The 23,738-nt window shown below is 38.0% G+C and carries 22 protein-coding genes; all 22 read right to left on the bottom strand.

What is annotated here, in order from left to right; all coding sequences use genetic code 11:
* Positions 1–103 precede the first annotated feature (103 nt).
* Complete coding sequence (locus ACQKNC_RS05375; protein WP_249073091.1) at positions 104–382, bottom strand: DUF503 domain-containing protein; 279 nt, start codon at positions 380–382, stop codon at positions 104–106.
* Positions 382–2,655: a translation initiation factor IF-2 gene (gene infB / locus ACQKNC_RS05370; RefSeq protein WP_427423826.1), complete on the bottom strand. Its 2,274-nt coding sequence runs from the start codon at positions 2,653–2,655 to the stop codon at positions 382–384. The genes ACQKNC_RS05375 and infB overlap by 1 nt, the downstream gene beginning before the upstream one ends.
* A 14-nt stretch (positions 2,656–2,669) precedes the next feature.
* On the bottom strand, positions 2,670–2,978 hold the full coding sequence (locus ACQKNC_RS05365) for a YlxQ family RNA-binding protein (RefSeq protein ID WP_053483263.1): 309 nt from the start codon (positions 2,976–2,978) through the stop codon (positions 2,670–2,672).
* Entirely contained in the window at positions 2,975–3,253 is a 279-nt protein-coding gene (rnpM, locus tag ACQKNC_RS05360; protein WP_427423825.1) for an RNase P modulator RnpM, read from the bottom strand. Before rnpM ends, ACQKNC_RS05365 begins: the two co-directional genes overlap by 4 nt.
* Positions 3,254–3,436: 183 nt before the next feature.
* Positions 3,437–4,576, bottom strand: coding sequence for a transcription termination factor NusA (gene nusA / locus ACQKNC_RS05355; protein WP_427423824.1), 1,140 nt, complete (start codon positions 4,574–4,576; stop codon positions 3,437–3,439).
* Positions 4,577–4,607: 31 nt separating this feature from the next.
* Positions 4,608–5,078: a ribosome maturation factor RimP gene (gene rimP / locus ACQKNC_RS05350; RefSeq protein ID WP_079560495.1), complete on the bottom strand. Its 471-nt coding sequence runs from the start codon at positions 5,076–5,078 to the stop codon at positions 4,608–4,610.
* Positions 5,079–5,505: 427 nt separating this feature from the next.
* A complete protein-coding gene (locus ACQKNC_RS05345) occupies positions 5,506–9,837 on the bottom strand; it encodes a PolC-type DNA polymerase III (RefSeq protein ID WP_427423823.1) in 4,332 nt (1,443 codons plus the stop codon).
* 237 nt (positions 9,838–10,074) lie between these two features.
* The gene (locus tag ACQKNC_RS05340; RefSeq protein ID WP_427423822.1) at positions 10,075–11,781 is read right to left on the bottom strand and encodes a proline--tRNA ligase; all 1,707 of its coding nucleotides are present in this window, start codon (positions 11,779–11,781) and stop codon (positions 10,075–10,077) included.
* 191 nt (positions 11,782–11,972) lie between these two features.
* On the bottom strand, positions 11,973–13,235 hold the full coding sequence (gene rseP / locus ACQKNC_RS05335) for an RIP metalloprotease RseP (protein WP_427423821.1): 1,263 nt from the start codon (positions 13,233–13,235) through the stop codon (positions 11,973–11,975).
* 45 nt (positions 13,236–13,280) lie between these two features.
* Complete coding sequence (dxr, locus tag ACQKNC_RS05330) at positions 13,281–14,426, bottom strand: 1-deoxy-D-xylulose-5-phosphate reductoisomerase (RefSeq protein ID WP_427423820.1); 1,146 nt, start codon at positions 14,424–14,426, stop codon at positions 13,281–13,283.
* Between the two features lie 137 nt (positions 14,427–14,563).
* On the bottom strand, positions 14,564–15,364 hold the full coding sequence (locus ACQKNC_RS05325) for a phosphatidate cytidylyltransferase (protein WP_427423819.1): 801 nt from the start codon (positions 15,362–15,364) through the stop codon (positions 14,564–14,566).
* The gene (locus ACQKNC_RS05320) at positions 15,361–16,155 is read right to left on the bottom strand and encodes an isoprenyl transferase (RefSeq protein WP_427423818.1); all 795 of its coding nucleotides are present in this window, start codon (positions 16,153–16,155) and stop codon (positions 15,361–15,363) included. Before ACQKNC_RS05320 ends, ACQKNC_RS05325 begins: the two co-directional genes overlap by 4 nt.
* A 500-nt stretch (positions 16,156–16,655) precedes the next feature.
* A complete protein-coding gene (gene frr, locus ACQKNC_RS05315; protein WP_100543915.1) occupies positions 16,656–17,213 on the bottom strand; it encodes a ribosome recycling factor in 558 nt (185 codons plus the stop codon).
* Entirely contained in the window at positions 17,213–17,938 is a 726-nt protein-coding gene (pyrH, locus tag ACQKNC_RS05310) for a UMP kinase (protein ID WP_427423817.1), read from the bottom strand. The genes frr and pyrH overlap by 1 nt, the downstream gene beginning before the upstream one ends.
* Positions 17,939–18,297: 359 nt before the next feature.
* Positions 18,298–19,185 carry a translation elongation factor Ts gene (tsf, locus tag ACQKNC_RS05305; protein ID WP_427423816.1) on the bottom strand — a complete coding sequence of 296 codons (888 nt, stop codon included), beginning with the start codon at positions 19,183–19,185 and terminating at the stop codon, positions 18,298–18,300.
* Between the two features lie 101 nt (positions 19,186–19,286).
* A complete protein-coding gene (gene rpsB / locus ACQKNC_RS05300) occupies positions 19,287–20,006 on the bottom strand; it encodes a 30S ribosomal protein S2 (RefSeq protein WP_049668466.1) in 720 nt (239 codons plus the stop codon).
* Between the two features lie 159 nt (positions 20,007–20,165).
* Positions 20,166–20,762, bottom strand: a complete 597-nt coding sequence (locus tag ACQKNC_RS05295) for a hypothetical protein (protein WP_427423815.1) — start codon at positions 20,760–20,762, stop codon at positions 20,166–20,168.
* Positions 20,763–20,771: 9 nt separating this feature from the next.
* Positions 20,772–21,080: an RNA polymerase subunit sigma gene (locus ACQKNC_RS05290; RefSeq protein WP_427423814.1), complete on the bottom strand. Its 309-nt coding sequence runs from the start codon at positions 21,078–21,080 to the stop codon at positions 20,772–20,774.
* A 36-nt stretch (positions 21,081–21,116) separates the two neighbouring features.
* Entirely contained in the window at positions 21,117–21,887 is a 771-nt protein-coding gene (locus ACQKNC_RS05285; RefSeq protein WP_427423813.1) for a FliA/WhiG family RNA polymerase sigma factor, read from the bottom strand.
* 334 nt (positions 21,888–22,221) lie between these two features.
* Positions 22,222–22,596, bottom strand: a complete 375-nt coding sequence (locus ACQKNC_RS05280) for a hypothetical protein (RefSeq protein ID WP_427423812.1) — start codon at positions 22,594–22,596, stop codon at positions 22,222–22,224.
* Complete coding sequence (locus tag ACQKNC_RS05275) at positions 22,596–23,102, bottom strand: chemotaxis protein CheD (RefSeq protein WP_427423811.1); 507 nt, start codon at positions 23,100–23,102, stop codon at positions 22,596–22,598. Before ACQKNC_RS05275 ends, ACQKNC_RS05280 begins: the two co-directional genes overlap by 1 nt.
* The gene (locus tag ACQKNC_RS05270; RefSeq protein WP_427423810.1) at positions 23,103–23,735 is read right to left on the bottom strand and encodes a chemotaxis protein CheC; all 633 of its coding nucleotides are present in this window, start codon (positions 23,733–23,735) and stop codon (positions 23,103–23,105) included.
* Positions 23,736–23,738: the final 3 nt, after the last annotated feature.

The following is a 23,738-nucleotide window of genomic DNA, read 5'->3' as shown; positions in this document are numbered from 1 at the left end:
GTTTGTCACCTCAATTTCGATGTACAGAAAGTTGTGTCCTCACTTGCACTTATATTTACATGCAAGGTATGGCTAAATCATACAACACAACTTCTAATGTTACTTATAAATAGTCTCGCCACACATTTAGCTGTTCCCAAGATGGATTTGACTGTAAGTAGTGAAGCGCGTGATTAATTTCACGCTCGGCTGCTTCTTTTGAAGAAGAAACAGCAACAAGCGCCAATTTCGTACGCTGCCATACATTTTGATGATCAATTTCCGCAATGGATACATTAAATTTTTGCTTAGTGCGTGTAAGCATACGCTGTAGTACAGCACGTTTTTCCTTCAACGAATGGGCAGTTTGAATCATGAATTCAACCTCTGCATAAACAATCATTATGCACGTTTAACTTCTTCCATAATATAGGCTTCAATAATGTCGCCTTCTTTAATATCGTTGAAGTTTGTAATTGTAATACCACATTCGTAACCTTTTGCAACTTCTTTTACTTCATCTTTGAAACGTTTTAGTGTATCTAATTCACCTTCAAAAATTACTACGTTTTCACGGATTATACGTACGCCAGAATCACGAGTTACTTTACCTTCTGTTACGTATGAACCAGCAATAGTACCAACTTTTGATACTTTAATTGTTTGTCGAACTTCTGCTTGACCAATAATTTTCTCGACGAATTCTGGATCAAGCATACCTTTCATTGCTTGTTCAATTTCCTCGATTACTTTATAGATAATACGGTGTAGACGAATATCTACGCCCTCTTCTTCTGCTGCACGTTTTGCATTGACATCTGGACGAACATTGAAACCAATAACAATTGCATTTGAAGCCGCAGCAAGAGAAATATCTGATTCTGTAATCGCCCCAGCGCCAGTGTGAATAATTTTCACGTTTACGCCTTCAACATCAATTTTCATTAATGATGCAGCCATAGCTTCTACAGTACCTTGAACGTCAGCTTTAACAATTAAGTTTAGCTCTTTCATTTCTCCTTGACTCATTTGTTCGAATAAGTTATCAAGAGTTACGCGTTGTTTTTCTGAACGTTGTGCTTGAATCGCTGACATTGCACGAGTTTCACCAACTTGGCGTGCTGTTTTTTCATCTTCAAAGACAACGAAACGGTCACCAGCTTGTGGTACTTCATTTAAACCTGTGATTTCTACTGGCGTTGATGGTCCAGCTTCTTTCACGCGACGTCCTTTATCGTTCACCATAGCACGTACACGTCCGTAAGTATGGCCAACAACAATTGGGTCCCCAACTTTTAATGTTCCATCTTGTACTAAAAGAGTTGCTACAGAGCCTCGACCTTTATCTAGCTGTGCTTCAATTACTGTACCCAGTGCTAAACGGTCAGGGTTTGCTTTCAATTCTCCAACTTCAGCGACAAGAAGAATCATTTCTAATAATGTGTCAATGCCTTCACCTTTTAACGCAGAAATTGGTACGAAAATAGTCTCGCCGCCCCAAGCTTCAGGAACTAGGCCATGCTCTGTTAATTCTTGCATCACACGGTCTGGATTAGCTGAAGGTTTATCCATTTTATTGACTGCAACGATAATTGGTACTTCTGCTGCTTTCGCGTGGTTAATCGCTTCTACTGTTTGTGGCATAACACCATCATCAGCAGCTACTACTAAAATCGTTAAATCCGTTACTTTCGCACCACGCGCACGCATAGTTGTAAACGCAGCGTGTCCTGGAGTATCTAGGAACGTAATTTTTTTGTCGCCTTCAGTTACTTGATATGCACCGATATGCTGAGTAATACCTCCAGCCTCTCCAGCCGTAACTTTTGTATTGCGAATAGAATCTAATAATGTAGTTTTACCATGGTCAACGTGCCCCATAATTGTCACTACAGGTGGACGTTCTGATAAGTCCGCCTCGTTAACTTCTTCTGTTTGTTCGAAGTGTGTTTCTAAATCCGTAATATCTACACGAATTTCTTCTTCAACTTCTACACCATAGTCTGCGCAAATTAGTTCAATTGCATCCTTATCTAATTCTTGGTTAATTGTTGCCATTACACCAAGCATAAATAATTTTTTGATAATTTCTGATGGCTCACGGTGTAATTTTTTTGCTAATTCCGCTACAGAAAGTGATTCAACAAAAGTAATTTTTTCTGGTAATTCCTTTTGTTTCACTGGTAGACTTGGTTGGTGTGTTTTTGGATGGCGACGTTTCCCGCCATGAATTCCTGGTTTTGGACGTTGGTTGTACCCGCCTCCACCTCTACGATTATTATTATTATTATTATTGTTATTATTATTATTTGTCATATTTCGATTTTGATTACCTTTTGTATTCTTAGATTTTTCGTTAGACGAATTTGAGTTTTGATGCGTTTGTTGCTGATTATTTGTTTTAGGCTTAGAAGTAGCAGATTGTTGCTTTTGCCCTTCTTGCTGTTTCACCGATTGCTGTGGTTTTTGTTGGCCATTAGATTGTGGTTTTTGCGATACGTTTTGAGTAGGTTTCTTCACTGCTTTAAATGTTTGGTTTAACTTTGCCACAATGTCTTTTTCTAACATAGACATATGGTTTGTTACACTCAAATTTAATTTATTTAGTGCTTCAATAACCTCTTTACTCGTTTTATTCACTTGTTTCGCATATTCATGAACTCTGATTTTGGTCATCTGCTCACCCCCGATTATTTTTCGTTGAGTAGACTAGACAATTTGCTTGCAAAACCTTTATCGGTAATAGCTAAAGCCACTCGGGCCTCCTTACCTGTAGCATGTCCTAGATCATAACGATCACCAATTACATGATACTCAACGTTGTAATACGTGCATTTATCTTGAATTTTTTTGCTAGAGTTTTTAGAAGCATCGTTTGCAAGCAGTACTAGCTTAGCATTACCATTGCGGACTTCCTTTACTACTAACTCTTCTCCTGAAATCACTTTACGGGCTCTTGCCGCTATTCCAAGCAAATTATGCACTGCTTGATTGATCATATAATAGACTCCCTACGAATCAACAAAATAAGTTCCTCGTAGATTTCTTCAGGGATTTTTACATCAAGTTGGTGCCCTAAAACATTTTTCTTACGGGCGATTTCAATCGCCTTCTCCGATTTAGAGACATAGGCACCACGTCCGGGCTTTTTCCCGGAGATATCAACACTTACCTCGCCCTCTTTCGAACGAACGACACGAATCATTTCTTTCTTTGGTAGCATTTCTCCAGTAGCTACACATTTTCGAAGAGGTACCTTTTTATTAATAGCCATAAGAATCACCTTTCCTCTCTGAAGCTTGTCGTAAGAGGTGGACTAGCATGCGCTACATTGGCATAAACTCGGATTTACATTAAATCCACAGAATTTTCCATTGTAGGCTCTGCCATTATTCAGTTGGCGCAGCCCAACGCCCACTGAATAATGGCAGCTAACTAGTCACACGGGCTTTCTTACTTATTCTTCGTCGTCTTGATATAAGTCAACTGCCACATCATCAAAATCACTTTCTTCATCCTCAGCAGGTATGAAAGTGCTTGTAGCAGATGGATAAATACCTAACTCACGAGCATCTGTTTCACTCTTAATATCAATTTTCCAGCCAGTTAGCTTGGCAGCTAAACGTGCATTTTGACCACGTTTACCAATTGCCAGTGATAATTGATAGTCTGGAACAACAACCGTAGTAGATTTTTCTTCTTCATTTACTTGAACATCTAAAACTTTTGATGGGCTAAGAGCATTTGCTACAAATACGACTGGATCTTCTGACCATTCAACGATATCGATTTTTTCGCCGTTTAATTCATTTACAATTGTTTGCACACGAGCACCTTTTGCCCCTACACATGAACCTACTGGATCTACCTCTTCGTTATGTGCATGAACAGAGATCTTAGAACGATCTCCTGCTTCACGAGCAATTGATTTAATTTCTACAATACCTTCATAAATTTCAGGTACTTCCATTTCAAATAAGCGGCGTAATAAACCCGGATGTGTACGTGAAACAATAACTTGCGGTCCGCGTGTTGTACGTTCAACCTTTGTAATATAGACCTTGATGCGATCATGTGGACGATACGTTTCACCTTGAATTTGTTCGTTTTGTGGTAATGCAGCCTCTACTTTTCCTAGACCTACATAAATATTGCGAGCATCTAGACGCTCAACTACACCCGTTACGATATCATCTTCACGGTCCACATATTGTTCGTAAATTATACCGCGTTCTGCTTCGCGTACACGTTGTGTAACAACTTGTTTCGCTGTCTGTGCAGCAATACGACCAAAGTTTCGAGGCGTCACTTCCTGCTCAACCACATCATCCAGTTGATATGCAGGGTTGATAGCCTTGGCATCTTCTAAAGAGATTTGTAAACGATCGTCCTCTACTTCTTCAACAACATCTTTACGTGAAAAAACACGAATAGAGCCCTTATCTAAATTTAAGTCAACACGAACATTTTGTGCTTGATTGAAGTTGCGTTTGTAAGCTGTAACTAATGCCGCTTCTATTGCTTCAATTAACACATCTCTTGAAATTCCTTTTTGTTCTTCTAGCGCATTTAGCGCATCTAACAAATCACTACTCATTTTTGTTTTCACTCCTAAATATGCATTATGCTTAAAAATCGATGGCAAGTCGTGCCAATGCGATTTTTTCTTGTTCAATTGTTACTGTAATTTTACGCGTTTTAATGCGTACTTCCATCACTAATGTATGTTCATCATATGACGTTAAGTAGCCTTGGAATTCCTTCATGTCCTTGATGGGCTCATAGGTTTTAACATAAATAAATTTGCCAATCGCTTTTTCAAAATCAGTATCTTTTTTTAATGGACGTTCTGCTCCAGGTGAAGAAACTTCTAAATAATAGTTTTGTGTAATTGGATCATTTTCATCCAATAGCAAACTTAGTCGTTCACTAACTTGAGCACATTGTTCAATGTCAATTCCACCTTCAGGTGTATCCACATAAACACGTAAAAACCAGTTACGTCCTTCTTTTACGAACTCGACATCTACAAGCTCAAGATTCAACTCTTCAACAATCGGTTTAGCGAGCTCTTCAATTAAAGATGGTACTTTGCTCATTGTTTCCTCCTGTATCTATCTAATTCTGGCGTAATAAAACAGAAATTCCACCAGTAGCTTTGGTGAAATTTAACGGTCTTACCTGCTGTTAGTCAAAAATTTGTTTTGCTACGGTATAACAACAGAAAAGAGCGGGAAGGTCCCACTCTTTTGCTGGAAAAATATCAACAAATTATTACCATAAGGATAGCATAGTTTACAGCACAATGCAAATTTCCTTATTCTAGACATCTATTTGGTATGGCCATAATTGTGTCTGGAAATTGAAAGTTGTGCTAAATTTGGCTCATCACCGTAACGTGAAGTTGATTTCCGTTCCGGCCGGGCGCATTCCCGTGGGCGCCCAGCTTTTAACTTTAATTTACTTATATACAACAGATAAGTTATTCGTTATTGATTAAGACGCCTTTAGACTTACCTTCATATTTTAGAAAAGCGATAACTGATTAGCATCAGGCATTCCTTCTAAACACCCTAATTGATCCATGTATTCTATTAATGTTTTGGATACTCGACCTCGTTGCTGTAAATCTTCTTTCGATAAAAATTCTCCGTCCTCACGCGCTGCCACAATTTGTTTAGCAACGTTCGTACCAAGTCCAGGAATCGCATCAAATGGTGGAATTAAAGAGTTCCCATCAATGATAAATTCACTAGCCTGTGAACGATATAAGTCCACCTTCTGGAAGCTCATACCGCGCTCACACATTTCAAGTGCTAGTTCCATTACAGTTAATAGGTTTTTTTCTTTTGTTGAAGCATCCAAGCCCTTCATATTGATTTCATCAATTTTTGCACGAATCATTTGCGGACCCTGTACCATGGCAATTAAATCAAAATCATCTGCACGGACTGTGAAATACGCTGCATAATAAAGAATCGGGAAATGCACCTTAAACCATGCAATACGAACTGCCATTAGCACGTAAGCTGCAGCATGGGCTTTCGGGAACATATATTTAATCTTCTTACATGATTCGATATACCAGCCTGGTACATTATTCGCTAGCATATCCGCTTCGAATTCTTCAGATAAACCTTTCCCTTTACGCACGGACTCCATAATTTTAAACGCCAGTGACGGTTCTAGCCCTTGATAAATTAAATACACCATAATATCGTCACGACAGCCAATTACTTCTTTCAGCACACATGTACCATTTTGAATTAACTCTTGCGCGTTACCGAGCCATACGTCTGTTCCGTGTGAAAGTCCTGAAATTTGTACGAGCTCTGAGAATGTTGATGGCTTTGTATCTTCAAGCATTTGGCGTACAAAGCGGGTACCGAACTCAGGAATGCCAAGTGTTCCAGTCTTACAGCCAATTTGTTTTTCTGTTACGCCTAAAGATTCAGGGGAACTAAAGATTTTCATAACGACTGGATCATCTGTTGGAATAGTTTTTGGATCTATTCCTGATAAATCCTGTAACATCCGAATCACAGTCGGATCATCGTGCCCAAGAATATCAAGCTTTAAAATATTATCGTGAATGGAATGGAAATCAAAGTGCGTTGTACGCCATTCTGCATCCTGTGCATCCGCAGGAAATTGCACTGGTGAGAAGTCGAAAATATCCATATAGTCTGGTACTACGATAATCCCCCCAGGGTGCTGTCCTGTTGTACGTTTTACACCTGTACAGCCTTGCACTAATCGATCTACCTCAGCACCGCGGAAATGTAGGTTGTTATCATTTGCATAGCCCTTTACATAGCCATACGCTGTTTTTTCTGCGACTGTACCGATTGTCCCGGCACGATATACATAATCTTCACCGAATAGTACCTTCGTGTAGTTATGAGCTTGTGGTTGATATTCCCCAGAAAAGTTCAAATCGATATCAGGTACCTTATCTCCTTTAAAGCCAAGGAACGTTTCGAATGGGATATCCTGACCATCCTTTTTATATGGTGTTCCACATTCTGAACAATCTTTATTTGGTAAGTCATAGCCTGAGCTTACTGAACCATCATCAAAAAACTCGGAATGCTTACAATTTGGACAAATATAATGTGGTGGAAGTGGATTTACTTCAGTAATCTCCATAAAGGTCGCCACTAATGAAGATCCAACAGATCCACGGGAACCTACTAAATAGCCATCAGCTAATGATTTTTTCACAAGCTTTGCAGAAATTAAATAAATTACTCCGAAACCATGGCCTAAAATCGACTTTAATTCCTTTTCAATTCGGGCCTTCACGATTTCTGGTAGCTCTTCTCCGTATATACTATGTGCCATTTCATAGGTTAAATTTGTGACCTCATCATCTGAGCCTTCAATTTTTGGTGTATATAAATCATCTTTAATTGGCTTAACATCACCAATCATATCTGCAACTTTTTGAGAGTTAGTGACAACTACTTCCTTCGCAAGATCCGGTCCTAAAAAATCAAATTCTTTAAGCATTTCATCAGTCGTTCTAAAATGAACTTCAGGTAGCTTTGATCTATTTAAGATGTTGGCACCACCTTGAGAGCCAATTAGTATTTGTCTAAACATTCCATCTGTCGGATCCAAGTAATGGACATTACCGGTTGCTACAACTGGTTTATCCATCTTCTTCCCTAGCTTTACTAACTTGCGAATAATATCTTCAAGTGTCCATTCATCACGTATGACATTGCGCTCAATTAACGGTGCATACACTGCCTTTGGTTGAACTTCTATATAGTCATAGAATCTCGCAACTTGCTCTGCTTCCTCTGGGGATTTATTCATCATCGTCTCAAACAATTCACCATTACTACAACCTGATCCGACTAATAAACCTTCTCTATATTGCTCTAGGACCGCTCGTGTTACACGAGGAACACGATAGAAAGTTTTTGTATGGGAGTGGGTGACTAATTTAAATAAATTTTTAAGTCCAGCATTATCTACTGCTAATATCGTACAGTGCATTGGTCGTCCTTTTTTATAAGCATCCCCACCACCAATATGCTTATTAAAGTCGTCGTGATATTTGATATCTAATTCATCTGCATCTTTTAACAGCTGTAAAAGTAAGTAACCCGTAGCCTCAGTATCATAAATAGCTCGGTGATGCTGGGTTAATTCAATATTGAATTTTTTACAAAGTGTATTTAAACGATGGTTTTTCATCGTTGGATAAAGCATTCTGGCCAGCTCCAACGTGTCAATAACTGGATGAATCGTTCCTTCTAGCCCGAACTTTTTATAGCCTGTATATAGAAAGCCCATATCAAACGATGCATTATGGGCTACTACTATGCCATCTCCGATAAATGCATGGAACTCCTTAATGACTTGCTCCACTTCTGGTGCGTTACGTACCATATCATCTGTAATACCTGTCAGTTCAATGGTCGTTGCCGAAAGTGGATGATGTGGATTTGCAAAGCTTTCGTATTTGTCTATAACATTTCCATCTTGAATTTTAACCGCAGCAAGCTCAATGATAGTATCGTAAGCAGTAGAGAGACCTGTCGTCTCTACGTCAAACACGACATAGGTAGTATCAGCTAATAATCGGTGCTCAGGTGCATAAGCAATCGGTACACCATCATCAACTAAATTAGCTTCCAAGCCATAAATAACTTTTATCCCATGCTTTTTCCCCGCTGAATAAGCCTCTGGGAAGGATTGTACAACAGCATGGTCGGTAATAGCCACGGCTGGATGACCCCACTTTGCAGCCTGCGCAACAAGTCTATCAACTGGTGTCACAGCGTCCATTGTGCTCATTGGTGTATGCAAGTGCAATTCAACTCGTTTTTCTCCCTCTGGCGCCTTATCCTGTCGTGTTTCTTTTTTGATTTCATTGATATCATTTGCCATAACGATTAAATCACGAATGAATGTGTCAGTTTGTACGGAGCCACGGACTTTTACCCACATACCCTTTTTCAAATGTTGCATAAGTTCCGCATCATCATTATCACGTGAGAACATTTTTACAACGATAGAATCCGTATAGTCGGTAATTTTAATTTGTAATAAAGAGCGACCACTTTTCAGCTCCCTAATTTCCGTATCAAAAACAAAACCTTCTATGATAACACGGCGTTCTTCCTCAACAATGCGTTTAATTTCCATTGTTTCATCGTCTTTAATTAACATACCAAGCTGGAATGGACGGTCACCAAGGTTCGCAAGAGCTGGATTTTCTTTCTTCTCTTTCTCACGTTTTTGGTAATCTTGTATCGCTTGCTGGGATAAAGCTGCCTCCTCTAAACGCTTCTGTTCTATGAAAGCTTCCTGTGCCGCAATCATTTCTTCCGATTGATCTTGAAGAACAAAGTCTATCACAATATGTGGAAAGCCGAATTGACTATAGCTTTCGGAAAGCTTTTCTGCATACTTTGTTTTCAGCATCATAAATTCCATTTCTTGCATGCAAGATAAAGTGATTTTTTGCCCATTCCACATAGGCATTTGCGATGCTAGACAATGTTTTAAAGGTGGCGCCATCTCATCTATTTGTTCTACTACTGTTAGCCAATATTGTTGGACAAGTTCTTCCGTAACATTTTTCTCTACCGTATCAAAAGTTGTGTGGATTTGAGCGATAGATGAAAATTTTTCAGTCAAACGAGTACGAAAAAGTTGGTATAGTGGAAAAGGAAGTACATCTCGTAATTTAATAGAAAAATTCCATAGCCTGTTCTTTTTGTGTACAGTTAGTCGTGATAATTCACCTTCCTCAAAGAAGGACATATACACATCATCTGTTAACTCTAGTTGTTGCAAGAGCATTTGAAACCTCGTTCTTGCTTCTTGTTGCTGTTCCAATCTATTGACACCTACTTTCAAAAAGAGGCAGTCTTAAAGCCCCTTGTTTTATTTCCTCATCAACGTTTACGAATCAAAGAAAAAATTCGCTCCCTTTCCGCGGGCGACCGTCAAGCCTCACAAATCCTAAACATCTATGAATTCATGCTTGGCTCGCTGTCCCCGAGAAGTGGCGCGAATCTTTTATCTATTTAATGCCATTTTCATCCTTTTTGGGACAAGCATTTCTAAAGGAAATTAATTTTGACGGAAGAATTCGTTTAAGCGATCAATGACCTCTTCTTTTTTCCATTCGAACGTTTCACCTGTTTGACGGAATTTCACTTCAACAATACCTTCAGTTGCTTTTTTACCTACTGTTACACGGACAGGTAAGCCAATTAAATCAGCATCCGCGAATTTAACCCCAGCGCGCTCAGCACGATCATCAAATAGCACATCATAACGGTATGATTTTAATAAGCCATATAACTCATCAGCTAATGCAACCTGTGTTTCATCCTTTGTATTAACAGGTACAACATGGATATCATAAGGAGCTAATTGTGTTGGCCAAACAAAACCATTTTCATCTTGGAAATGCTCTGCAACAGCAGCTAAAATACGTGATACACCAATACCATAGCATCCCATGATAAATGGCTGTGCCTTACCTTGCTCGTCTAAGAATGTACCATTCATTTTTGCAGAGTAAGTTGTTCCTAATTTGAAAATATGACCAACTTCGATACCTTCTGCAAATTTGATAATACCTTGTCCATCTGGAGATGGATCACCCTCTTGAATAAAACGAATATCTAAGTATTCATTCACTGCAAAATCACGCTCAGGATTAACGTTTACTAAATGGAAATCATCTTCGTTTGCACCGGCTACACCGTTACGAATAGATTTAATAGCATTGTCAGCTACTACTTTTACGTCTACTGGTAATTTAACAGGACCAATTGAACCAACACCGCAGCCTAATAAATCACGGATTGCCGCTTCACTAGCAAGCTCAACAGACCCAGCATCAAGCGCATTTTTCAATTTAATATCGTTAATTTCGTGATCTCCACGAGCCAGAACTACAACCAATTCACCGTCAACATCAAACACTAATGATTTAATGACATTTGAAGGTTCAACATTTAAGAAAGCTGATACTTCTTCGATTGTTTTTTGGTCTGGTGTTGTCACCTTTTCAAGCTCTTTTAATGCTTCATCTGATGGTTGATAGTCTGCAATAACTTCTGCCATTTCGATGTTTGCAGCATAATTAGATGTGTCAGAGTATGCAATTGTATCTTCCCCAATTTCAGAAAGTACCATAAATTCATGTGTACCTTTCCCACCTATTGAGCCGGCATCGGCAATAACTGCACGATAGTTTAAACCTAAACGAGAGAAAATATTTGAATAGGCACGATACATATCATCATATGTTTCATCTAAACTTTCACGTGATGCATGGAAAGAGTATGCATCTTTCATAATAAACTCTCTGCCTCGTAGTAAACCAAAGCGAGGTCGTTTTTCATCACGGAATTTAGTTTGAATTTGATAAAGTGTTAGCGGTAATTTTTTATATGATTTAATTTCATCGCGTACTAAAGTTGTGATCACTTCTTCATGAGTTGGCCCTAATGCAAAATCACGATCATGACGGTCCTTTAAACGCATTAATTCTGGACCATATTTTTCCCAGCGGCCTGATTCCTGCCAAAGTTCCGCAGATTGTAATGAAGGCATTAAAAGCTCAATTGAATTGATTGCTTCCATCTCTTCACGAATAATATTTTCTATTTTTGTTAACACACGTTTTGCAAGCGGTAAATACGAGTATACCCCACTTGTATTTTGACGAATAAACCCTGCACGTAGTAATTGTTTATGTGATTTTACCTCTGCATCAGCAGGTATTTCACGTAGCGTTGGGATAAATGTTTTACTTTGCTTCATTCAGTGTTCCACCTTTTTTAATAGATAAGTTTTATACTCTAATTAGCATAAACAAATTTAGCTTTGAACGCAATGTTTCAAAAGAATTGCGCTCAAAGCTATGTTTTTTCAATCAATTTTCACCTTGGCGTAATTGCCAGGGCTTCTTCTAAATATTGTTTTTCTTGAAAAACTTAACTTAACTCATTTGGTTAAAAGAAAAATCTTTGTATATCGTTCCATGTAACTACGACCATTAAGATCATCAATAGTACGATACCTACAAAATGCACAAGACCCTCTTTTTGACGATCAATTGGTTTACCTCTTACTGCTTCGAAGCCAAAGAATAATAGACGACCACCGTCAAGTGCAGGAAGCGGTAGTAAGTTCATAATTCCAAGGTTAATACTTAACATCGCAGCCCAATTCATTAAATTTATGAATCCATATTGAGCTACCTGCTCTGTCGCTTTATAAATTCCTACTGGACCTGATAGAGCATCTATAGTAAACTTACCAGTAATTAACATTCCGAGCAATTCAAATATTCGAGCAGTCATATTATAGGTTTCTTGAGCGCCATAAACAACAGCTTTTAATGGATTAAATTCACGCGGACTCTCATACTTTACACCAATTTGACCATGTTTTTCATCATTTTGTACTATTTCTTTAACCGTCATATTTAGGTTAACTTGCTTACCATTTCGATCAACTGTTACAGTGATATTTTCACCTGGGTGATCTTGTACAAAAGTAGCTAAATCTTGCCATTTTTCAACTACTTGTCCGTCGATAGCAGTTACTCTATCGCCTGCAAGCATCCCTGCTTGTGCAGCTGGATCATTTTCTACTACTTCTGTAATGATTGGTTCATACGTAGGTACACCATGAATTAATCCAATTAGCAAATAAATAACAAACGCTAATATAAAGTTAAATAATGGGCCTGCAAAGATTGTCATAGCTCGTTGACCGACTGTTTTAGCGTTAAATTGACGATCATACGGTGCAATTAACGTTTCTTTACCGTTTTCTACGAGAATACAATCTCTCGCAACACTATAACGAACTAATTTTTCTTCTTCATCATAGCCTTCAACAAACAATTCCTTTTCTAAATCGGCACGCTCAACTTCTAAAAATAATAAATCTGGTAACTGCTTATTATTTTGATTAAAGATAAGTTTCTTCACAACATTATCCTCATCTACAATAAGCCCCACTCGGTAGCCCGGCTGTAAGTCGGTGTCATCCATGTCCTCACCAGCCATACGAACGTAACCACCAATCGGCAATAAACGAATCGTATAGATTGTTTCACCATGTGTTTTCCCATAAATTTTTGGTCCCATACCGATTGCGAATTCTCGAACCATAATTCCTGCTCGTTTCGCAAACAAGAAGTGACCAAATTCATGGAAGAATACAAGTAGGCCAAATATTAAAATAAATGCAATAGCTGTTTGCATAATACCCCACCTTTAAAAGCGAATAGTTATCGATATCTTCTCTTTTTATTTTACCATGTCTAACACTGTTTTTCTTGTTTCACTGTCCACATGCAAAATTGTTTGCAAATCTGGCACTACTATGTTGTTATGTGCTTGCATTACACGCTCAATCGTTTCATCAATTTCAAGGAATGTTATTTTCCCTTGTAAAAATGCCGCAACTGCCGCTTCATTCGCTGCATTCATTGCTGTTAAAATTGTACCGCCTGTGCGCCCAGCCTCATATGCTAGTCGCAATGCTGGATAACGTTCAAAATTCATTTCTTTAAAATGTAACTGACCAATTTGTGCTAAATTAAGTCGTTGTCCATTATGCAGTGGCATACGATCAGGGTAGCTTAATGCATATTGGATAGGTACACGCATGTCCGGCGTACCTAGCTGTGCAATGACACTAGTATCATGATACTCAACTAGGGAGTGAATAATACTTTCTCTATGCAAAAGTACATCAATTTTTTCATAAGGCATATTAAATAAGACATGTGCTTCAATGACTTCAAGTCCTTTATTCATCATTGTAGCTGAATCTATCGTAATTTTCGCACCCATTGACCAGTTTGGGTGATTTAGTGCATCTGCAACCGTAACATGCTTTAATTCCTCACGTGTTTTGTCACGGAAGCTACCACCAGAAGCTGTAATAATTAAACGTTCAATATTTTTCGGATTCTCACCATTCATCGATTGGAAAATCGCAGAATGTTCACTATCAACCGGTAAAATGGTTGCATTGTATCTCTTGGCCTCTGCCATCACTAAATGTCCAGCGGTCACAAGTGTTTCTTTATTGGCAATAGCAATTGTTTTGCCCATGCGAATTGCAGCTAATGTCGATTCTAGTCCAACACTTCCAAGAACCGCATTTACAAGCACTGTCGAATCAGGATGTGTAGCGACCTCTACAAGCCCTTTCGCGCCAAACGTAAAGTGTACTTGTGGATATTCCTTAGCAAGCATAATTGCATCTTCTTCTAATTGAACAGATACAAGCTCTGGCTTTAAAGTTTCAATCATTTCACGAGTTTTTTCGATATTTTTTCCTGAAGAAAATGCCACTAAATGAAAGACATCGCGTTGTTCTTTTAAAATATCATAGGTTTGCCAACCGATTGAACCAGTTGCACCAAGTAAACTAATTTTTTTCACGACAAATTGTCCCCTTTTTCTATCTCAGCAAATGATATAGCACGATTATTATCACTCTGTTTAGAGGAAAATGCTATTGTTATGACACATCACCATAACATAGAGTTGATTTCGGTTCTGACTGAACGCTATTGTTCCTAGTTACCAAAAAGATGTAAAAAATGTAGTAAAGGCACGACGAATAATAGACTATCAAAGCGATCTAAAATACCGCCATGCCCAGGTAAAATATTGCCTGAATCCTTTACGTCAAAATGACGCTTGATAGCCGATTCCACTAAATCGCCCATTTGACCAATAATTGACGCAAAGATTGTGATGAAAATAAGTGAGACATAACCATTCGCAAATGGATAAATTGCCTGCATCCCTACAGCAAAGATTACTGCAATGACAATCCCCCCAATAAAACCTTCCACGGTCTTCTTCGGTGAAATTTCAGGCCATAACTTATTTTTCCCTAGTTTTCTTCCAACAAAATAGGCACCTGAGTCAGTTGTCCAAACTACAAGTAAACAATATACAACAAACTCTAAACCATAACTTCGTGTTTCGATTAAGTAATGGAAGCCTAACCCTACATAAAACGCACCTAATAAAATAAAAGCAACTTCATCGAATGTAATTTTATTTTTTACAAGTACTACGTATATGAGCAATAGCATCATTAGACCATACACAACCATTAAATCGGAGGAATAGCCAATTGCATCTACTACCTTATTCGACCAGTTCGTTGGTATTACAAGTAATATTAATGTTAGTAACCCTAAAAATCCAGGTATTGAAAAAAGTGAAATACCTTTCATTTTTAGTATTTCATAAAAACCGACAACAGCCATTGCAAGCACAAGTATTGTAAATGGCACTTTTCCATAAATAACAAATGGAATAAATAGCGCTGCTGCAATTATTGCTGTGATAATTCGTTGTTTCAAGTTGTTTCTTCTCCCTTCAACCCACCGTAACGGCGATTACGTTTCTGGTAGTTTTCCACCGCTTCCAGTAAGTTTTCCTTACTAAAATCTGGCCACAATGTATCTGTAAACCAAAATTCTGTATAGGCGAGCTGCCATAACATAAAGTTGCTTAATCGCACTTCTCCGCTTGTACGAATTAATAAATCTGGCTCTGGCAGATGAGCTGTCATTAAATGAGATGTCAAGCATTCTTCTGTTATGTCTTGCATCGTTAATTGACCGTCCTGCACCTTTTGAAGCATTGTTTTCATGGCACTAACCATTTCCGAACGACTTCCATAATTCAGAGCAAAATTTAAAATTAATCCTGTATTATGTTTCGTCTCCTCCATTGCCTCATACAACGCTTTTTGCGTATGTGCTGGTAATAAAGATGGATCTCCAATCATTTCAACGCGTACATTGCGTTCCATCATTTCAGGTAAAAAGGAACCTAAAAATTCTACAGGTAAACGCATTAGGAAATCGACCTCTGGTTTTGGTCGCTTCCAATTTTCTGTAGAGAACGCGTACACCGTTAAAACTTTAATCCCTAAATCTGACGCAAATCTAGTTACCTTTCGTACCGTCTTCATACCTTCATGGTGCCCAGCAACACGTGGCATGGCACGTTTCTTTGCCCAACGTCCATTTCCGTCCATAATAATCGCTACATGGGCAGGAATCGGCTCGTTTTTAGCAAGGGCAACACGTTCCTCCAATGATAGTGAATCCATTTTTATTTGTTTACCTAATAGCTTTTTAAACATGCTAACTCCCCCACTACAACTAATCGGACGTATACTAACCTATCATAACAAACAAAAGCGCTTTTTGTCTTTTTTTTCCCTCTAAATTGACTATGTATGAACTAGCTTGTTTTAGAACTATACACATTTTAGGCTTATCACCATAACTTGTCGGAATGAAAATTAACTTTTCTTAAGACATTCCCAACTTTCGGTAATGCACTCTTTTATAAAGAAGGGCTTCTAAAGCTTTTATCACGCCCATTAAACTTTAGGTTAAAAGGGGTGATTCCCTTATTTCGTTCAATCTTCTATAATATATTTCGCTTCACTTAAAGAACAGTTCCTCTTAATCTTAAAAGAAAGCAAAAATAGATGAAAGATATTTTCTCTAAAACAATTAAAATTTAGTGTATGCTTTTACATAATAATTTAATAGTAAAGAGAAAAGACGTCCTGTTATTTATAGGACGCCTTCATCTCATCAAAAAGTTCCATCATAGGTATGCAAAATGAATTGCTTACACTTCTAGAATTTCTTTTTCTTTATCTTTCGTTACCTGATCTACTTTTACAATGAATTCATCCGTTAATTTTTGAATATCTTCACCGTAGCCACGTAGATCATCTTCTGTGATTTCGCCAGCTTTTTCAAGTTTTTTCAGATCATCATTGGCATCGCGACGAACATTACGCACAGCGATTTTTGCATCCTCTGCTTCTTTTTTCACTTGCTTCACAAGATCTTTACGACGTTCTTCTGTTAAAGCAGGAATCATTAAACGAATGACAGATCCATCATTTGTTGGAGTAATACCAATATCTGATTTCATAATTGCTTTTTCGATTTCACCTAAAATTGTTTTATCGTAAGGTGTAATAACTAATAAACGTGCTTCTGGTACCGAAACACCTCCAAGCTGATTAATCGGTGTTGGTGCACCATAATAATCAACCGTAATGCGATCTAATAGAGAAGCATTTGCACGGCCTGCACGGATTGAAGCTAGTTCACGTGAAAAAGCGGCAATTGTTTTGTTCATTTTTTCTTTAGCTTGTTCTAAAACTTGTTTAGCCATTATACATTCCTCCTAACAACTGTTCCAATTTTCTCGCCTTGTACGGCACGTTTAATATTACCTGGTTCCATAATCGAGAAGACAATTAGTGGAATATCGTTATCCATACATAAAGTAGAAGCTGTTGAATCCATTACTTGTAAGCCTTGTTGGATAACGTCTAAGTATGTGAGTGTATCATATTTAACGGCAGTTGCATCTACTTTCGGATCTGCAGAATAAACACCATCTACATTATTTTTTGCCATTAAAATCGCATCTGCGTCGATTTCAGCTGCTCGTAATGCAGCTGTAGTATCAGTAGAGAAGAATGGGTTACCTGTACCTGCTGCAAAAATTACTACACGTTTTTTCTCTAGATGACGAACTGCTTTACGGCGGATATATGGCTCTGCTACTTGTGTCATAACAATAGAAGATTGCACACGCGTTTCAATCCCTAATTTCTCTAGTGCATCTTGTAACGCTAAAGAGTTCATAACCGTTGCTAGCATACCCATATAGTCGGCTGCCGCACGATCCATTCCCATTTCGCTACCGATTTTTCCACGCCATATATTACCGCCACCTACAACAACAGCAACTTCTACATCAAGATCTACTACTTCTTTTACTTCTTCTGCAACAGCCTTGATTATTTTTGGTGATAAACCGAAGCCCGCTTCTCCAGCTAACGCTTCACCACTTAATTTGATAACTACTCGTTTATATTGTGGCACACTCATTGTAAACCTCCGTCAGACTTTATTTAAAACATCTCTATTCCTTTTCCATTATAGTATAAATAACAATAATTGCTAGTTACGAATACGGCAGAATAGGAAATTATATGGCTCATCACCATAACGTGTGGTTGATTTTCCGTTCCGGCTGGGCGCTTTCCTAAGGACGTTCAGCCTTTACTCTAATCAACTTATATACATAGCATGCATTTTAACAAATGACATCAACAACTTTTGGTGATGAACCAATTATATCTTTTTTCCGCTCTTTTCGGAAAAATAGGGAACACGCTATGTTGTGTTCCCCATTTTTTGTCTAGAAAATCTAGATATTATTTGATTAGGATCAAATACAAGCTAAATTAGTTACCTTTAACTTGGCTCATTACTTCTTCAGCAAAGTTATCTTCACGTTTTTCAATACCTTCACCTACAGCGTAACGTACGAAGCCATTTACTGAACCGCCAGTTGAAGCAACGAAGTCACGTACTTTTTGATCAGAGTTTTTAACGAATGTTTGGTCAAGTAAGCAAACATCTTCGAAGTATTTACCAAGACGACCTTCAACCATTTTTGCTACGATGTTTTCTGGTTTACCTTCGTTAAGAGCTTGTTCAGTTAATACTTTACGCTCACGTTCAACCTCTTCTGCAGAAACTTCGTCACGAGAAACATAAGTTGGGTTAATAGCTGCGATGTGCATAGCAACATCTTTTGCAGCAGATGCATCTGTAGAACCTTCTAAAGTTACTAATACACCAATACGGCCACCCATGTGTAGGTAAGAACCGAATGCATCTGCATCAGTTTTTGTTTTCACTTCGAAACGACGAAGAGTAATTTTTTCACCGATTGTTGCAATTGCTGTTGAAATTTGGTCAACAACTTTTACACCTTCAGCATTTGCAATCTCTAATGCAGCTTCAACTGTTGCAGGTTTAGCAGCAAGTAATTGTTCAGCTAATGAAGCAACTAATACTTGGAATTTATCGTTTTTAGAAACGAAGTCAGTTTCAGCGTTTACTTCAAGGATAATTGCTTCGTTACCATTTTCTAAAATGTAAGTTGTACCTTCAGCAGCGATACGGTCAGCTTTTTTAGCAGCTGAAGAAAGACCTTTTTCACGTAGGAAATCGATTGCAGCATCTATATCGCCATCAGTTTGTACTAACGCTTTTTTACAATCCATCATTCCAGCGCCAGTTTTTTCGCGTAATTCTTTTACTAATTGTGCAGTAATGTTTGCCATTTAGTGTTTCCTCCTCAAATTGGTTGTGCAAATTTTAGTGATAGGTTCTAAAAAAGGTGATAAGGGTTTTGAGCCACTTATCACCTTTTTGTAAACGTGAATTACTCAGCAGCAGCTTCTACAGCTGGAGCTTCCTCTTCACCTTGTTTTGACTCGATTAAAGCGTCAGCCATTTTAGCAGTTAAAAGTTTAACAGCGCGAATAGCATCATCATTAGCAGGAATTACGTAGTCGATTTCATCTGGATCACAGTTTGTATCAACAATACCTACTAGAGGGATGTTTAATTTAATAGCTTCTGCAACAGCAATACGCTCTTTACGTGGGTCAACCACGAACATTACGTCTGGAAGTGCGTGCATATCACGGATACCGCCTAAGAATTTGATTAGACGTTCGTGTTCTTTTTTAAGTTGGATTACTTCTTTTTTAGGTAGAACTTCGAAAGTTCCATCTTCTTCCATTTTTTCGATTGCTTTCATACGTGCAACACGTTTTTGAATAGTACCGAAGTTTGTAAGAGTACCACCTAACCAACGTTGGTTGATGTAGTAGTTGCCTGAACGTTCAGCTTCATCTTTGATCGCTTCTTGTGCTTGTTTTTTCGTACCAACGAAAAGAACTTTACCACCGTCTTGACCAACTTGACGCATGAAGTCATAAGCTTCCTCTAATTTTTTAACAGTTTTTTGTAAGTCGATGATGTAGATCCCGTTACGCTCAACGAAGATATATTTCTTCATTTTTGGGTTCCAACGACGAGTTTGGTGACCGAAATGTACACCAGCTTCAAGTAATTGTTTCATAGAAATTACTGACATGTGTATTTCCTCCTAGTATGTTTGGTTTTTATCCTCCGCATTTATCACTTGCAACAAGCTACCCTAAAAACTTAGAGCACCACTTACTGCATTAAAATGCGTGTGTATTAATAACACCATTTGCAACTATATCATAGCTTTATCCCATTCGCAACTGTTTTAATGATGAAATTTCAATAAAAGCTCGATTTCTGTTTTTCCTTTTTGAAGCTGCTTTGCAATTTCTTCCGGTGTTTTACCTTGTTTCGCTAATTCAACAACTTGTTGTTCCATTGTTAATGGTTTAGCTTCTTCCTTTTTGGTTGTATCAGTTGGTTGCTGGGCAGAATGTACTACCTTAGCTTCAGTTTTTGCCTTAGTTTGCTGCTGACGTGAATACGCATTAGCTACGATGTTTTTAGGCACATAAATACGCGTTTCATTATCTAAATTATTAGAACCGTCTACAGGACTTTCTTCCTTTGTCAGAGAATGCAGTTGCTCCTGTTCCTTTTGTCTCACAATCTGCTCTCCCTGTTTCACAGCATTCATTTGAGTTTCAGACTTTGAAGCTCTTTGCAGCTCTTGAATTAGGCGATCATTTTCATCTTTCATATCAGCTAAATAGACACTGATGGTGTCATCCATTTCACGCATTAAACGCTCCTGTTTTTTTTCTAAGTCCTTAAATTTTGCTAGCTTCGTATTTAATATGATAAGGAAATAAAATGAAAGTAGCTGTAAAAAAAATAGAACCGCAATTAGTATGGTTGTCATAGTAATCTCCTATCCACTAAAATCCACGAAATTTCCTTTAAACGGATGCTGTGCCTGCTTTTCTTGCTTCTCGTTATCCTTGTTTTTCTTTTTTCGAGTACCTTTTATATACTCGCCACCTGCTTCTTCATCTTCACTAATCTCATCCATACCCTCTGAAGTATTCACAACTTTTTGCTTGCGTTCGGTTTCTTTTTTTAACGCTTCATTTGCATGTGCTTGCTGAGCCAAAGTTTGTTGATGTGCCTGATCAGCCATTTTTCCTGCTTCAAATGTTTTTGGAATAGCTATTTGTAATTCGACACCTTTTAAACTCATGTGACTCCCTCCTTCAATGATGTGTATAAAGGATTATTATGCATTAATCATTTCATTGGATAATAATTTCCGTAGCTTTAACAGCGCCTTAGAGTGGATTTGTGAAATACGTGATGTTGATAATTCAAGCATTTCTCCAATTTCTGTTAATGTTAATTCCTCAGTATAAAATAAACTAAGCACCAGCTGCTCCTTATCATTGAGCTTTTGGATATTTTCCGCTAAATCACCTAGTAGTTCTGACTTAACGACAGCTTGCTCAGGAGTTTTAGTCGTATCATCGCGAATAACAAATGACTTTCCTTCAGTTTCATCTTGATCTTGCTGCTCATTAATGGAAAGTACATTTGAAAAGAAGTGCTCCTGTACAGTTTGGTAAACTTCCTCCACAGGTAAAGCCATATGTTCCGCAAGTTCCTCAGGTGTTACATGACGCATATATTTTTGTTCTAACTGCTCAATCTGTGCATCTAATTTTTTTGCTTTCTCACGTGCTGAACGTGGCAACCAATCTTCCTTACGTAAACCATCAATAATTGCCCCTCTAACTCTAAAAGAAGCATATGTATCAAATTTCAAGTCTCTCTTAATATCAAATTTATTCAACGCGTCAAAAAGACCGACCATACCTAAGCTCGTTAAATCGTCTCGCGATACACTCTTTGGTAAGCTCGCACCAATGCGTTGTACATGATAAGATACTAGGGAGATATATTTTTTTATTAGTAAATCACCAGCATCTGGATCACGTTCATTTATCCAGCGGTTCCACAGCTTTTGTTCATCGTTCAGAATTGGTTGTGTCATGTAATCCACCTCTCTTAAGAAAAACGCATTTACGCGCCTGTTTGCCACTGTCTTATATTCCCTTTTTGTTTTTTAAGTTCACTCGTTGAGGGTAACAAAGCGCCACTAGCTATGATCCTCTAACATAAAACCAATGTAATTCTTTCCTATATTATAACAAGAATCGACTATAATTTCATTTGTTTCTCCTACTCTATCACAGATTCTTTAAATTTATGTGTCGGACATTTTTTAGTTTGGATTTAGTCCAAGTTCACTAAGACACCATAAAATTAAAAATATACAAGAATTAAGATATCTATAAAAAAAGAGCCGCTACTCGCGACTCCTATTTTTAAGCATTATTTAATTGCGGATCATCCTCACGATTCATCATTGTGCGTACAACTTGAGCAATTTCTTCTGAGTTTTCATCTTGAAACTCAACGGTAGAGTTGGCCGTCGGTGTTTCTTGATTGTCTTCCTCGCGATTGTCGGATTCATTTTCTTCATGATCACCTTCACCGACTTCTGCATCGCCCTCAGGTGTGAATAAAACGTAGGCAATTAAAAATCTAACAAGATACATGACGAAAAACACAATTATTCCCGCCACAAATGACCCTATGATAATTCGTAGTGGTGTATAAGGTTTTAGAAATGTACTAAAAAAATATATAGAAAAGGCAATTAACGCTCCCCATAGGTTATAAAAAATAGAACCAAACATTATATTTCGCTCACTCCTTGGTTAACCGTTCGAATATGTAATGTAGTCGTCGCAGGATCAAATTCAATTGTTCTACCACTATTACCGCCCGTGTCTTCGGCAACTAAACGAATTCCATGACGCTTCAGCTCATGCTTTACAGCTTCTACATTACGTGGGCCGATGCGCATGGAGTCTTTATCTGAAGTAAATTGAAACATCTGCGCACCACCCGCAATTTTTGCCTTTAGCTTGAATTTTTGAACGCCTTCTAACTTTAATAAGTCAATCATTGCCGCAACACCTGTATCAGCAAATTTAGCCACATTTATTGACTCTTGTCTACCTAAACTCGAATCTGGCAACATCACATGTATTAAACCGGCAATTTTTTTTGATTCATCATATAAAATAACACCTACACAAGATCCAAGACCTGATGTTCTTATCGTATTTGGTAACTTTACTACATCCATTTGTGCAATTCCAACTTTTATAACTTGCCCATTACCACTGTTTAGCATCATCTACGAAACTCCTAATGCTTTAAAAATAGCATCAAATGAGTCTGGATCTGGTAATAAGAAGAAATGGCCTCTTACTGTTTCCTGATCCTCTACACCGTCTTCAAAAATGGATGTGTTTATGACGATAACATTATCGCTAACGTGTGATAATTCAATCAAACCAATACTAATAATGGCACCAAACATGTCGACACTGAGTCCTGGCACAGTTGGATAAATTTTTAAATTTGTAAAGTCCGATAATGCCGATAAATAAGAACCAGATAAAATATTACCCATTTCCTGCATAGCTGATAAACCTAACTCTGAAACAGGTCGTTTTCTAAAGTCGAATGATTCATCGAATATGAGACGACGAATAAAACGATTTGCTTGTTCAATTGGCAGGATAAAGAACATACTACCTTCAGCATCACCTTCAATGCGTAGATAGATGCCAACTACGACATTTTCAGATCCACCAGCAAGCTCCATCATGTCATTAAATGACACCATTTCAACTTTTGGTACTCGCATATCAATTTTTTTTCCAAGTAAATTGGAAAGTGCTGTCGCAGCATGCGCAGCACCTATATTACCGATTTCTTTCAATACATCTAAATGTAGTGATGTAATCTTTTGATTAAATGTCATTAT

It is taken from the genome of Lysinibacillus sp. NPDC094177 (assembly GCF_050279145.1).
In the GTDB taxonomy this organism is placed as follows: domain Bacteria; phylum Bacillota; class Bacilli; order Bacillales_A; family Planococcaceae; genus Lysinibacillus.
This window is presented reverse-complemented; position numbering and strand designations above follow the sequence as displayed.

Excerpts from the sequence above, each read along its gene's own strand:
- ACQKNC_RS05375 (WP_249073091.1), bottom strand. The coding sequence starts at position 382 with ATGATTGTTTATGCAGAGGTTGAATTCATGATTCAAACTGCCCATTCG.
- infB (WP_427423826.1), bottom strand. The coding sequence starts at position 2,655 with ATGACCAAAATCAGAGTTCATGAATATGCGAAACAAGTGAATAAAACG.
- ACQKNC_RS05365 (WP_053483263.1), bottom strand. The coding sequence starts at position 2,978 with ATGATCAATCAAGCAGTGCATAATTTGCTTGGAATAGCGGCAAGAGCC.
- rnpM (WP_427423825.1), bottom strand. The coding sequence starts at position 3,253 with ATGGCTATTAATAAAAAGGTACCTCTTCGAAAATGTGTAGCTACTGGA.
- nusA (WP_427423824.1), bottom strand. The coding sequence starts at position 4,576 with ATGAGTAGTGATTTGTTAGATGCGCTAAATGCGCTAGAAGAACAAAAA.
- rimP (WP_079560495.1), bottom strand. The coding sequence starts at position 5,078 with ATGAGCAAAGTACCATCTTTAATTGAAGAGCTCGCTAAACCGATTGTT.
- ACQKNC_RS05340 (WP_427423822.1), bottom strand. The coding sequence starts at position 11,781 with ATGAAGCAAAGTAAAACATTTATCCCAACGCTACGTGAAATACCTGCT.
- rseP (WP_427423821.1), bottom strand. The coding sequence starts at position 13,235 with ATGCAAACAGCTATTGCATTTATTTTAATATTTGGCCTACTTGTATTC.
- ACQKNC_RS05320 (WP_427423818.1), bottom strand. The coding sequence starts at position 16,155 with ATGTTTAAAAAGCTATTAGGTAAACAAATAAAAATGGATTCACTATCA.
- frr (WP_100543915.1), bottom strand. The coding sequence starts at position 17,213 with ATGGCTAAACAAGTTTTAGAACAAGCTAAAGAAAAAATGAACAAAACA.
- pyrH (WP_427423817.1), bottom strand. The coding sequence starts at position 17,938 with ATGAGTGTGCCACAATATAAACGAGTAGTTATCAAATTAAGTGGTGAA.
- tsf (WP_427423816.1), bottom strand. The coding sequence starts at position 19,185 with ATGGCAAACATTACTGCACAATTAGTAAAAGAATTACGCGAAAAAACT.
- rpsB (WP_049668466.1), bottom strand. The coding sequence starts at position 20,006 with ATGTCAGTAATTTCTATGAAACAATTACTTGAAGCTGGTGTACATTTC.
- ACQKNC_RS05295 (WP_427423815.1), bottom strand. The coding sequence starts at position 20,762 with ATGACAACCATACTAATTGCGGTTCTATTTTTTTTACAGCTACTTTCA.
- ACQKNC_RS05290 (WP_427423814.1), bottom strand. The coding sequence starts at position 21,080 with ATGAGTTTAAAAGGTGTCGAATTACAAATAGCTATTCCAAAAACATTT.
- ACQKNC_RS05285 (WP_427423813.1), bottom strand. The coding sequence starts at position 21,887 with ATGACACAACCAATTCTGAACGATGAACAAAAGCTGTGGAACCGCTGG.
- ACQKNC_RS05280 (WP_427423812.1), bottom strand. The coding sequence starts at position 22,596 with ATGTTTGGTTCTATTTTTTATAACCTATGGGGAGCGTTAATTGCCTTT.
- ACQKNC_RS05275 (WP_427423811.1), bottom strand. The coding sequence starts at position 23,102 with ATGATGCTAAACAGTGGTAATGGGCAAGTTATAAAAGTTGGAATTGCA.
- ACQKNC_RS05270 (WP_427423810.1), bottom strand. The coding sequence starts at position 23,735 with ATGACATTTAATCAAAAGATTACATCACTACATTTAGATGTATTGAAA.